14 protein-coding genes are annotated in these 12,219 nt (G+C 55.9%); 4 read left to right on the forward strand and 10 right to left on the reverse strand.

Annotated elements, in window-relative coordinates; translation table 11 throughout:
• Positions 1-263: 263 nt before the first annotated feature.
• The 3 genes from ACZ5AL_RS00145 to ACZ5AL_RS00155 form a co-directional block, all read right to left on the reverse strand.
• On the reverse strand, positions 264-1,082 hold the full coding sequence (locus ACZ5AL_RS00145) for a DUF5131 family protein (protein ID WP_464509759.1): 819 nt from the start codon (positions 1,080-1,082) through the stop codon (positions 264-266).
• 480 nt (positions 1,083-1,562) lie between these two features.
• Positions 1,563-2,702 carry a hypothetical protein gene (locus ACZ5AL_RS00150; RefSeq protein WP_464509760.1) on the reverse strand — a complete coding sequence of 380 codons (1,140 nt, stop codon included), beginning with the start codon at positions 2,700-2,702 and terminating at the stop codon, positions 1,563-1,565.
• A gap of 348 nt (positions 2,703-3,050) precedes the next feature.
• Entirely contained in the window at positions 3,051-3,353 is a 303-nt protein-coding gene (locus tag ACZ5AL_RS00155) for a hypothetical protein (protein WP_464509705.1), read from the reverse strand.
• 72 nt (positions 3,354-3,425) lie between these two features.
• Here ACZ5AL_RS00155 and ACZ5AL_RS00160 point away from each other — a divergent pair, with 72 nt between their 5' ends.
• The 4 genes from ACZ5AL_RS00160 to ACZ5AL_RS00175 all read left to right on the forward strand — a co-directional run bounded on the left by ACZ5AL_RS00160 (position 3,426) and on the right by ACZ5AL_RS00175 (position 6,956).
• Positions 3,426-3,698, forward strand: a complete 273-nt coding sequence (locus tag ACZ5AL_RS00160) for a hypothetical protein (RefSeq protein ID WP_464509706.1) — start codon at positions 3,426-3,428, stop codon at positions 3,696-3,698.
• Between the two features lie 169 nt (positions 3,699-3,867).
• Entirely contained in the window at positions 3,868-4,608 is a 741-nt protein-coding gene (locus ACZ5AL_RS00165) for a hypothetical protein (protein ID WP_464509707.1), read from the forward strand.
• 1,287 nt (positions 4,609-5,895) lie between these two features.
• The gene (locus ACZ5AL_RS00170; RefSeq protein WP_464509708.1) at positions 5,896-6,225 is read left to right on the forward strand and encodes a transposase; all 330 of its coding nucleotides are present in this window, start codon (positions 5,896-5,898) and stop codon (positions 6,223-6,225) included.
• A 227-nt stretch (positions 6,226-6,452) separates the two neighbouring features.
• Positions 6,453-6,956, forward strand: coding sequence for a hypothetical protein (locus ACZ5AL_RS00175; protein ID WP_464509709.1), 504 nt, complete (start codon positions 6,453-6,455; stop codon positions 6,954-6,956).
• Positions 6,957-7,003: 47 nt separating this feature from the next.
• On the opposite strand, the gene ACZ5AL_RS00180 is transcribed toward ACZ5AL_RS00175, so the two are convergent.
• The 7 genes from ACZ5AL_RS00180 to ACZ5AL_RS00210 form a co-directional block, all read right to left on the reverse strand.
• Positions 7,004-7,168, reverse strand: coding sequence for a hypothetical protein (locus ACZ5AL_RS00180; protein ID WP_464509710.1), 165 nt, complete (start codon positions 7,166-7,168; stop codon positions 7,004-7,006).
• Positions 7,165-7,413 (reverse strand): ribbon-helix-helix domain-containing protein, encoded by a 249-nt coding sequence (locus tag ACZ5AL_RS00185; protein WP_464509711.1) that lies wholly within the window; start codon positions 7,411-7,413, stop codon positions 7,165-7,167. Before ACZ5AL_RS00185 ends, ACZ5AL_RS00180 begins: the two co-directional genes overlap by 4 nt.
• Positions 7,414-7,540: 127 nt before the next feature.
• Positions 7,541-8,530, reverse strand: coding sequence for a M78 family metallopeptidase domain-containing protein (locus ACZ5AL_RS00190; protein WP_464509712.1), 990 nt, complete (start codon positions 8,528-8,530; stop codon positions 7,541-7,543).
• A 122-nt stretch (positions 8,531-8,652) separates the two neighbouring features.
• Positions 8,653-9,195: a hypothetical protein gene (locus ACZ5AL_RS00195; protein WP_464509713.1), complete on the reverse strand. Its 543-nt coding sequence runs from the start codon at positions 9,193-9,195 to the stop codon at positions 8,653-8,655.
• A gap of 13 nt (positions 9,196-9,208) precedes the next feature.
• Entirely contained in the window at positions 9,209-10,252 is a 1,044-nt protein-coding gene (locus tag ACZ5AL_RS00200) for an AAA family ATPase (protein ID WP_464509714.1), read from the reverse strand.
• Between the two features lie 358 nt (positions 10,253-10,610).
• Positions 10,611-11,096, reverse strand: a complete 486-nt coding sequence (locus ACZ5AL_RS00205) for a hypothetical protein (protein ID WP_464509715.1) — start codon at positions 11,094-11,096, stop codon at positions 10,611-10,613.
• 62 nt (positions 11,097-11,158) lie between these two features.
• A complete protein-coding gene (locus ACZ5AL_RS00210; RefSeq protein ID WP_464509716.1) occupies positions 11,159-12,028 on the reverse strand; it encodes a ParA family protein in 870 nt (289 codons plus the stop codon).
• Positions 12,029-12,219: the final 191 nt, after the last annotated feature.

Consider the following 12,219-nt stretch of genomic DNA (forward strand, 5'->3'; position numbering starts at 1 on the left):
TTTGCGACGTGTGCGTGTTATCATCATGCATATACGGTAGTCGTTTTTTGCTGCTGTAATGAGTGCACCACATGATTCCTGCCTCCGACGGCGGTTTGAGCATGCGGTGCTGCGAATTGCAAGGGCGAGTCTGCGCCAACAGACTCGCCCTTTTGTGTCTCTCCCTATGAGATCTGCTTACGCGTCGAGTAGAAGCTGCTACCAGCATTGAGCAGTTCTCACATCGTGCTTCCAGGGTTGATCGGTATGGTTTCACGTTCCAATCATGCCGCCTGGAGTGTGGTGGTCTGCGGCATCTCCTCCCAGACCTGTCCATCCAGCGTGCGCCCCTTCGCCTTGCTATGGCGGCCGCCCCACTGCTTAAAGAAGAAAGGGACGTTTTCCTTCTGGCACTGGTCGCGGATCGACGTGACCCACTCCTTTTTTATCGGACGGGCGCTGTGGCCGGACTCGCCACCTACGATGACCCAGTCGATGCGTGTGAGATCAAGCCCGGTTAGGTCGCCGAGTAGCGGTTCCAGTGAAAGAAACCGCACCGATGCGTCAATAGGCCGCAACGCATCGACGCGGTGGAGGGCGTCACGGTCTTCGACACTCGTGCCCAACCATACATTGGGGAGCGGATATGCAAGGTCTGGGGTCTGCCCGTGCTGCTCCTCAGCTGCTTGGCGCCACCGTGCTTTCAGGGCCGCCGGGCTCGCATCCAGGTACGTGGCCATGCGCTCAGGGCGCTTCGTTAAGATTTGAAAGGTATGTGTCGGGGCGAGTGCCATCGTCGCGAACACCTTGTCAACAAAGCGGGAGGGCACCTTCGGATGAAAGAGATCTGACATCGAGTTGGCGAAGACCCTTCGCGGCTTCCGCCAGTGAAGCGGCTCCTCAAGCCGGTCCTCATGCGTTTTGACGACACCAGTCCAGTCGGTCCCGTGCTCGGTCCGCCGCGTGGTGCCATCGTAGCCATATCCCTGTCCATCGAGACGCCGGGCCATCATCATCGCGTAGCAGTGGTCACAGCCCCGTGAGACACGGCTACAGCCGGTCACGGGATTCCATGTTTCATCGGTCCATTCGATCTCACTCATATTTTGTGTCGGTTTATTTTGCTCAAATTATGCGCCAGTTCTCGATGCCCCCGACCAAAAAAAACGCCCGCCGTCCCTGCCGCGCTACGCATAAGCACAGGACAAGCGGACGCCTCGGCCTCGCGGCACGAGAACCAAAAAGTTGACTGCGTAGCGCGGCAGTCTTTCGCTTTGTTGGGAGGCCGCTAACTTTCTCCTGATAACGAAGATGCGGAAATATGGGAGATATCTGGAGATGTCTGTGTCGGCTTAAGAAGCTCCGCTCAGGCACGCCCGCCCAAGCGATTTACTGAAGCGATATCCAGAGAAAAGTCGGAGTGGAAGTGGGCTCTTCTTTTCTTGCCGAGAGCCGTAATTGCGGGGTCGGAAAGCGGTGCATCACCGCTGTAGAAGAGACACGTGTGTTCTGGTGGCGTCGGGTGCACACAGGACAGACGTCCCGCTGCTTCATATTCAGAGGGACTCCCCTTCAGGAGATTCTTACTCGGAGGGCCCGTCCTTGAGACGTGCCGGATCTCCGACGACTCGGTCGTATCCCCCAATCTCCTTCGACCACTGAGTGATATCCGCTCGATATCTGCGCAAGTATGTGAGCGTATCGTCAAACCCTTCGTGCTGTTGGTCCAGCACCTCCTTGAAGAGCCGGCTTGCGCCTTTTGCGAATGTCTGTCCTGACTTGTCCGGCAGTCGGTCGTCGATGAGCGCCTCTACCGCTGTTCGTCGTTGAGGTGGCTCGTCCAATGTGTGGTCCTCGTGCGCCTCTAAGGCTTCGATAATGGCCCGGGCCTGGTGCACGGCCGTCGGGTTTTCGGGCACCCCCGATGGAATCACACCGATAGATGCAGGGATGCTGCTGGGGTCGTTCCCAAGATCATGCAGCCAGAGCATGCGCTTGAGCACCGCGCGCTGGAACTGAATCCAGTCGCGCAAGGCTTCATTGGCATCGATCTTTTCAGAAATGCGGCCGATCTTGCCTTTGAGGGCGGCGCGGATGTCAGAAATGAGGGCCGAGCGTGCGAAAAACACGTTGTGCCTGCCCGATAGCGGTTCTTCCTCCTCGGAGGGGTGTGGGCGCGCGATCAACTGGGAGCCCTCCGGAATCCACTCCACGAGCGAGCGCGCCGGGCGCTGCTCCGGCGGCAGGTCCAGCAGAGGCCCTGGGGGCGCCTGCTGAGAGTCACCCAGTATGCCCTGTAGGCGACGTAGGTACCGTCTCCGGCGAAGCATTCGCTCTCTTATCCCCAGCTTACGGCGGCGCTCTTCAAGTCGCTCATAGGTCGCATAGAGCGCCGCGGCGCCGTCGGACTCCAGGCGCAATGCAAAGGTCTTCCAGACCGTTCCGATCAGAAACTGCCGGCGTTCTTTGGTCTCGCCTGCCGGGCGGTCTGCGTCCTGCTTACGGAGCCACTCTATGAAATGTAACGGATCCGTATCGTCTGTGGGATGCGGCGTTGTATCGGTGTCGATCCCCAGTTTCGCGTCGTGCGACCAGTCCAGCAGGTAGGTCGGCACCGGCCAGATGGGATGCCGCGACTCCGCTTCATTGTACAAAAAATCATGGATGCCGGACAGGGAGAGCGATTCACCGGCGCTTGAGTCAGACCGATCAGCGTCAGACATAGGGAAATCAGGCAATTGATGTGAGGTATTGTGAGCTCCGTACATGGAGATCATATCTAAGGCGTAGGCGGCGGGCCCATGCATCGTAAACCGTATTCAACAGAGATCTGCTGGGGCCACATGCTGAAGCTACAACCGCCTGAAACCCCAACCGCGTCAAGCACAACTATGCAATAAAAAGGGAGAACGGAGCGATTTGCAAAACCCGCTTCATGGCGCCCCCAAATTCTCATTCCGAAATAGACCTGAGGGGGGTAAGGACCTCAACGCAGGCTGTCAACGCCAGCTGGCGGGGTGCGTCTGGATGTCCCAATAGTCCCGCTCAGCGCCTTCAGACGGTACCACAGGTCACTGAATCGACGCCCCTACCGTCTCCTTCGACCAAAGCACAGGTCCCTGGCTCCAACGCTCAGATGCCACAGGCGGGCCAAACCGCTCGTATATCGCCGACGGACCCATCTTTTGAGCTATGATGGGAAGTATGATTAGAGTGGTTGGATCGATGAGCTCGAAGAGGAATTTGGGGACATCACCGAACTCCTTGTTGACGTTCACTTCAACGAAATCCGCGCCGATTTCTTTCTGGAGGCCCTGCCGACCATCAAGACACTCTCGAAAGAGTATGCGGGCAAGGCCCAGTTCTACATCCATCAGGAGCCCAACGACGAGTGCTACCTTCTCATTAGCCCCAAGCCCCACGAGTTCAACACGTCTTGGGTGAGCATGCAGAACCCCCGCGTGGCGCAGAAGGCCTACAATAAGTTCGCCGAGCCTTGCCTCAAGGCGATTATGGCGTATCCGGAGTATGACGAGGTCGATTGGCGTTTGGAGGGAAACGGTATGTATGCTCCGCAGGGTCTCACCAAGAGCCGCCTGATCGATACCTTCTTCTTCTATCAAACCAACGATCCCAACGAACCCAACACCGTCGCCTTCAGCGAGGACGAGATCGCAAACGCCGAAGAAGTGGCCTCTCGCTCCAAACCCAGCCTCTAACCTGAAATGGAGCCCTAAGACGTGGATCTTAGATATGGACCCTAAGAGTTACCCCAGCGACGAGCAATTTGCTAAATGGGCGAAGCGGTACGGTACAACCGGTGTGAAGACCTATGGTCTGACCGGAGGCAACAACCGGGGTTGTGTGGCAGTCTACCGGGAGATGTCGATGGCTGATCGCCAGCTACTGGCCCGTATGGAGTCAGTCGATGAGGAATATCCGGGCGCGTACGACTATCAACGTATGATTGTCGCCAACTGCCTCCTGTACCCGACCATCGACACCTATCCGCACCCACCCTTTGCTGCGGCTGAACTGTTTAACCGGATCCGTCAGCATGGCCACGGGCCTATTGACAATGACGAGGAACTGGTCACGGTAGACGAGCAGAAGGGTCAGATCCCCGCCCACATCACAAAAGACATCAAGAGCGCCCGTAAGGCCGCCTTTGACGCGTTCCATAACCCGAAAGTATCTTCCCTTTACACGGACCTAATTGTGGAGCTGGCCAGCGGACCACAGGGCGCCATCGATCCCCAGACCCTGGATTATCTCTGGAACCTCTCGCCGGGACGGCTCCGCGACCTCAGTGCCCGTATAGAGCAGGCTCATGCTGACATCCGCAAGGAGGCGTTGGAGTACCTGAAAAAAGAGTCGGACATGGACGGCGAAGAGAAACAGGCCCGTGCCAAACACGTCGAGCAGACCTTCGGGAGTCCGTTTGCGCCCATCGATGAGGTCGTAGGCGATCGCGCTACGCCTGACCCTGAAGACGACACGGACGAGGCCACGAATCAACAGCAACAGCAGCCTAAGCCAGGTGACGACGACGAACTTCCGCCCAACCGCGCCCCTACCCAGGAGGAATGGGAGGCGATGGTTGAGAAGGCGAACGAGCAGATGAATTGATCCGACAGATCTTACTAAACCCATTATCTTGATACAGTCATAGGACCACGGGATGCCGGAATCGCCATGGGAACGGGCTGAGCAACAAAACGAAGAGGCCCTCTCCAACCAAGACCGTGCCGAACAGCTTCAGCATAATGCCGAGAGTATGGGGCTGGCCGGCGCGGTTGGGTTTATGGCCATGGCAACTGTCGCCCCTATGGCCGCCAAGAGGGGCGCGAAGATGGGCGTAAAGGCTGCGGGAAAACGAGCCGCCCAGAGCAAAACCTACAAGAAGACCACCGAACGGGCCCAGGAATATGCCCGTAAGGCCGGTGCCTCTACCGGGTCCGTGGACAAAAAGTACATGGACCGAGCCGTTAAGGACGTGTCCAGTATTCGGGACCGCTCGAAGATTGCGGCGGCTCGGCAGTACGAGAGTTCGGGTGGGACGGACCTCACGCAATTCCTGGGGGACGTGGGCTTTAAGGGCCCCACCCGGCTCCGCGAGCGCGCCAGCGCCTACAGGGAGTTCAAACAGTCTAAGGCCGCGCAGGAAAAGGGGACCATGCGTGCCCTAAGTGAGGTCGGGTCCCAGGATGCCCAGAGTCAGCGGAAGCTTCTTGGGAGCGCGATGTCGCATTTTGGGGCGGAGCAGGCTGTGGTGTTCCCAACTACCTATGCCCTGGACTCGGCGCTCGGCGTAACGGAGGCCAGCTGGATTCAAAGGCTTTCTGGCCCAGTCGGCGATGGGCAGGAAAAGACGGAGGGCCGGTGGGGGGTCAGATTGGACTTTAAGCACCTTTGCTCCACGTTCTTTACCGTGGTTATGGGAGCTTGCGCCTTCCGGAATGATTCGGAGTTGAGTTTTCACCGTGTGGTTTACAAGGACTACCATCACCTATTTCCTGACTTGATCAGTCGCTCACGCTATCATCGTAGACGCAAAGCGTTGATGGGTATTCAGCGCGCGATGCTTCGCCTTCTGATGAACCGGCTCCGGCTGCTGGCGATGTGGCTCGCATTGGATTCGGCTCCGGTGACAACGGCAAAGTCTCCGCGCTGGAAGTCAGCCCAATTGTCGATTTGGGCTGCTGAGGCCGGGTTTGCGCCGTCGAAGCGTCAGTTTTTCCTTGGGTTTCGTCTGCATCTTCTCGTATCGAATACGGGAGCAATCTGTGACTTTGTGTTGAGTCCGGCCAATGTCGGGGAGCGCCGCGTCGCCGAGCACCTCCCGCCGTTGAGGCCGCGTGGCAGGCCCGGCTATACGCATTTTTTCAGTCGGCCTTTTTTGCGGAGGCGCGTCCGGTGTTGGCAGACAACGGATATTGTGGCGATTGGCTCGCCGGCTTGTTTGGAAAACACGGGGGACGGCTTTGGTATGCACTGCGGCGAAGCACCGAGGCCACTACGAAAAGCGAAGCGGCGCTGCGCGCTTGGCAACGAGGCCTGCGGGCTCGCATCGAGAGCGTCTTCGCGTCATTGGAAGATCAGTTCCAGATCGAAGAGACCCGTGCTCGGTCGGTGTGGGGCGTGATGACGCGCGTCGTTGCGAAGCTGCTCGCCTACATGGTGGGCTTTGTCGCCAACGAAGCACTTGGACGCTCGGGAACCGCCCTGAAAAGCCTCTATCGATGATTTACCCATAGCACAACCCGTAATATATGTTTCCTCATTGCAATACCTTACCCCATGAGACATTTCCTGACTCGATTTCTAACTTCTGTATGATGCGTCTTCAAACCAACATTCTAATGCTCTTAGGTGCAGCGCTTCTCGCTCTTTCGGGATGTCGTTCAGTTGACCACGTTCCGTATCACTCCACAGCCAGTATCCCATACGAGACTACATCTTCCATAACTCAGATGGAGCTGATCATAGGCGATGAGGATATGGCCGCAGAGCGTGATTACGTCGTGCTTGCGGCGGTAGACAACACGGAAATGGGATACGTTCTGATCGCTCCTTACACTGGTCTGACATCTGCAAGCTATAGCCTTGACAATGCTGTCATACCCCGTGCGGTGCCGATTGCCGATCGGAACGTAGATGCTCTGGTGGATGCAGCGCAGCGCGCAAACGACCACTGGTCTGACGCCGACCAAGATGGAAAGGGGACGTTCGTTGAGTTTATGCATGCCCCGCAGCAGGACGTTCTGCGCATAAGCGAGGACGTAGAGGAGTGGCGCCCGGCGCTCCGGTTTACGTTTTCCGCAACGCCTGATGGCCCTTCCGCTCGAATCCTGCTGGGGGATACGTCCGCAAGTGATTTGCAATCTGTGGTGCGCTTTACGGCGCGCGAACAAGTCGAAGATTTTCGAGATGTGTTGGTCCAGGCCCAAGACCGTGCTACAGAAATGAGCCGGTAGGGGGAGGCGCGTATCTCTGCGTTTGAACCCAACTTTTGAATCCGCCCTTAGCTGGAAAACCAGTTCTCGATGTGCACATCCCCCGTCAGCGCCTGATACGCTTCAAAATCGGATGTATTGCGCGTAACGAGGATGAGCGACCGGGTGGCGGCTATGGCCGCCGGGCGTGCCGGTTCGGAGACGATATTCGTATCCAGCAGGTAGCGAATCACAGGCGCACCTCGCGTCCCGGATCATCGCTCCGCAAGTCATCAAGGTCGCCCTTGGTGAGTGGCGACGGCCCATGCTGCTTGCGGAAGCGGCGGTAGGCGGTGCCAAATGAATCGGGCTGCTCAGCCACGGCGCGCTCCAATAGCAGGATGGCTTGCTGGTTGAGGCTGCGACGTTCGGTATCAGCCAATTCCCGAATGCGGTTCATCACGTCCTCCGGGATGCCTTTGAGGGTAAGCGCAGACATAGGTATGTGGTTTGTTATGGTTGCGTATTGCACCAAAGTATATCCAGGTTGTAGCTCCCAGGTTCGCTCTTGCACGAACAGGGAATCCCATGTCCAATGGGCCCGAACTTTCGTGGCGTGTCGAAAATCACTCGGCGTCCCGCTTCGATTCAAACCCTGCCTTGCCCATGTCCTCAACATACTTGACGGCTTTTAGCACTGCCTCCAGTCCGATCGGGGGCAGCACGTTTTGTTCAGAATCATCCTGACTGGGCTGATCCTCTTCTGAGGACGCTTGTGAAGATGTCCCGTTGGAGCGGGTCTTAACGCGCCGGACATGCGTGTGGAGGTAGCGCTCCGAGAGGCTGTGCAGGCCCGCACGACGGCACACGAGGTAGGCCACCGACTCCGCTTCAATCTCGCGCTGGGCAGGAGAGAGCGTCCGGCGATCCGGCCACCAGTCTGTTTCCGAAGCACCCAGGTGGCCACACAAAAGATGGGCCATCTCGTGGGCGAAGGTGGCATACTGCTCGGCGGCGGTTACATCGCTGGAGGAGTCATCCCCTCGGGGCTTGGTCGTGTTGGGGCCGCGTAGCATGATGACGTGGGTATACCTGCTGGAGGCCGCGAAACGAGGCCCGTTCGACGCGATGAATCCAGCCCGGCCTTTCGAGAGCGTCGGGTCAAACTGTACTTTGACGTGCTCCTCCTCTTCGCAGCGTTTGTAGGTCTTGTGCCACATAGTGAGGTCGAGCGTGCCGTCTACCGCGAAAGGGTCGGTAATCTGTTCAGGCAGTGGCGTGCCGTCTTCAGCGGGCAGCGTGTCTTCAGCCGCAAAGACGAAGAGGATTGGGCCAAACGGCTGCAGAATGACGCAGGGTCGCGCATTGGCTTTGACGTGGCGGCCAAACCGTTCTTTCCACTGGCTTTGTGTGGCAAAATACATCCCGCCCGGACGCTGGACATGCAGGATGGCGCCATTGAAGGGCGAATAGTTGGAGAGGCGCCCGATGAAGTCAAGGAAGGCGCGGTAGTGCTCGGTCTGCCGTAGGCGCTGTGAGCGATGGAAGAGCCGGTCGAGCGCATCGCGTTCGGTTGGTTGGGAGGAGGCGTCAGGCTCTGGGTTGGCTTGAGACATGATAGTGTTAGGGTGTGATGAGAAGAGAGATTGGTTTTCCAGGGATGACGCTGGGTTCTTTTCTTGTGATTGCTCTCCGCATCCAACAGGTTGATGACGATTCGCCTTCACCGCTTCACGTGCTACGGAATGCGCTGCTGGATGTCGATTTGGAGTTGCTCGCGTACGAATGGATGATCGGGGCTCACGACTAAGATACGCTCGATGTCCATCACGGAAAGGACACTCATCAGATTCTGATCGGTATTCAGCGCAGTCATAAGCTGGCTAAAAAGTGGAGTAAGCCGCCTTTCAAGGTTCAGAATAACAACGGGGCGAATCGGACAGGCCGTTCTGGGAAAGTTGGGAAAGGTTGATTCAATGTCACTTCGCAGCTGACGTCCGAACTCAGATGCTGCCCATACAGAGGCAAGCACGTACAGCGTATCTTTGATTTTATCAGCCAGATTCGTTTCCAGATGGTCTTGATTGGGGGAAGTAGGGATAAGCTCGCCGTAGTCCTTGAACTCTACGAGCCAGAGCCGTTCATCGCCAGCGTTCTGCCAAGCCACGTCAAAGTCGTGCGGTGTATCCCCACGAATCGAGACGAAGGTGTCGCAATCTTGGAGACGGAAAGCACGCCCGTCCGGTATCGTAACGTCAAGAGTGTTCTCTTGAATGCGCATGCACAAGTATAAACTATTTGGAACTGAGCGCTAAATCTTGGTTGAACAGCTCCATCGACGCGTCTACAATCGAGTTGGCAGGGATGCGGTCTTGCAAGTCGGCAAACGTAGCGTCCACCCCGTTTTGCTGGTTGGATTTGAGCAGGCAAAGCGGCACGTGCTCCTTGTGTTCGCGCGCCAAAAGCTCAAACTGCTTCAGGACGACATAGCTGTGCGTAGCGATGAAGATCTGGATGTTGGCCTTCGCCATCTCAAATAGCATCTCGACAAAGGCCATGGCTGCGCTCGGGTGTAGGTGCGCTGCGGGTTCGTCAAAAAAGAGAATCGATCCGTCTTGAATGTTGCGGTTGCGGATGAGCTGGGTAAGTACCCCGATCTTTTTGACGCCTTCTGCGGTTTGCGACATCGAGAATTTTTTGGGACCCTGCCCCTTCTTAAAGACGAACTCATCATCTTCCTCCTCAATATGACCATCGAACAGGTCTTCTAACTGCTCTAAGACGTTCGATAGGTTGTCCTGGTAGCGCCCGCGTGACATAGCGTGTCCTAAGGCTTTCGCGAGATCGTAGTAGGTATCCCCAAACCCGTCGTTGATTTGCAGTTGCTCACGAAGCGTAATAATCGCTTTGCGAACGGTCATAACTTCTTTGGGCGGGAAAAATAGCGTATTTGTGGATGCGGGCATGTTTGGCGTAGCTGAAGTGTCGTTGATCTGCTTCGTTGTCGAATCCCCAAACGCAAAAAAAACGGGTTCATCGTGCACGCAACAGTCGACCCGCATCTTTGACTCGCCCTTTCGAACGAGCTGCCCGAGCGCGAAGTCGGGGGGTTGAAAAGTCCACTTTAGCTTTTCAGCGAGGACCGTTGCCCACCGTGGTGAATCGGAGGTTTGGCGCTTTCTGTATTCCTGCAGGCTTCGTGAGACCGCATAGATCAACTTTAATAGATGGGACTTCCCGGTGTCGTTTTCACCAATAACGATATTGATGCTGCCCAGGCCGTTCCACTCTAAGTCCTCAAAGATGGCCAGATTTTGTAGACGGATACGAGAGATCATGGCACGGCGATAAAGGTTCAAGGATAGATGCGCCTTGTAGGAGCACTGCTGCCCTGTCCTTAGGGCACGCGTTGCTGTGCATGGTAGATGTCAGTATGCAACGCAAAGTTAACTTATCAGCAAACTGTCTTGTTGGCAAGTTAACGTGTTAACAAGTTGTGTTGTTATCTATGCAGGTTAGCTTGTATGTCGGTAATGCATAGAGCTCTCTGCAAGCGGTTCGCTGCACGCTTAATGCCTTGTCACTCAGGTTCTTCGCGTCCTTCCAAGGCAGATTCGAGAAGTTCGCGAGCCAGTTCCTGCACGGTAGTCTCCTCTTTCACAGCACGCAGCTTAAGGCGCTTCTGTAAGCTCTTTGTCAGCCTGCATCCTTCGATTCACTGAAAAGCTGATCGAGCCAGTTGGACAGTTCACTATTAGTACCATGCTCCAGGCTGTCGGATAACAGATAGCGAAGTGCTGCCTCGACGATCAGGCTCTTGCTGACGTCAGAACCATAGTGTCTACGCATCTGGAGAAATACTTCTTCAAGCGCATCACTGGTCGCATCGGAGACATACGGCCCCAGTTTTTTGTTGAGATCAGGACGTACCGCGGGATGTACGGGCAGTTCTGAAACTGTGGACGCAGCGGTATTCTGTAGTTCTACAGAACTATCCTTCTGCTTCACTACACTGCTATCGTTCTGTTCTTCTGCAGAAGTATAGTTCTGTTCCTCTGTAGAACTACCTTTCTGCGTTTCAGTGGCCGATTCCTCTTTGTCTTCCTCAGTATCGAGGTCTACGTTTGGTAGGAGGTTCGACATGGTGCTTCCGTGGCGCGAGCGATCGCTTTTCTTAGGCATAGATTAGGTTGGAACGGTGTGAGTGTGTCGTGTAGGAAAGTCGTCTGCACGAGGCTGTCTGGCTATGCAGCGATTGGCGTATGGTCGTCGTTGGTTTCCAGACGATGCATTACTTCCTCAGCCAGCCTTTCATAGATCGTGACTGCGTCACTGGAAGAAGCGTGCTCATAGAGGGAGGTACCATAGGTTGAGACCTCGATGATCTTCGAGCGCCAGGGTACGGCTGTGTCAAAAACGAGATCACCGTACGCCTCGCGGAGCGCGTCGAGACCCTCGTTGACGAGTCCAGCACGCTTGTCAAGATTATTCGGCAGAAGCCCCAAAATCTCGATATCCTCATTTAGGTACTTACGCACCTCACGCGTTGTCTCTACAAGCTGCCCAAGGCCCTGCATTGACATCCCATCCACGTTTACGGGTACAATGAGGCTGTCTGAGGCTGTGAGTGCCTGCACAACAAGCAATCCAAGCGAAGGCGGGCAATCCATCAGACAAAAGTCATAACGCCCGTCAGGAGGCAAATGAGCGTCCGCTTCGTGCAGATACTCAAAGCCAGTGCCTTGCTCCAGTTCACGAATGCGCTCACGAAGCAGATATGGGCGCGAAGGCTTTTCCCCAACGTCCCCTTCGATATTCGATAGATCAGCGTGAGCAGGAACGAAGTCCATACCAATCTCTGATGCTTCGACAAGGCGGGCCAATGGCCAGTCAGTTTCGGTAGAAGCATCGCCTGCCGTGATTATGGACTCAAGTACAGAGGCCTCATCCGCTTCCAGTTCACGACCGAGCAGCCACTTCGTCGCATTCATTTGTGGGTCCAAGTCGATCAGAAGAACGCTATGCCCGAGATGAGACAGGGCCGTGGCAAGGCAGACAGAGGTAGTCGTTTTGCCCACACCGCCCTTCTGGTTTACAAGAGCCAGGGTATGCATATGAGACGTCAGTTTGGTTAAAGCAGTGTACCGTACTGTATCACTATAACTCTACAGAGGAGCAGCACTAAAGTTCTGTAGTGGTGTAGTAATACCGATCTATAGTGTTGTAGTGTATTAGAACTGTAGAACTGTAGTGTTGTTGGGGCTCGACGATATATTGGACTGAGCAATTGCAGAGTTGTGCTTTT

The organism is Natronotalea proteinilytica (assembly GCF_055379935.1).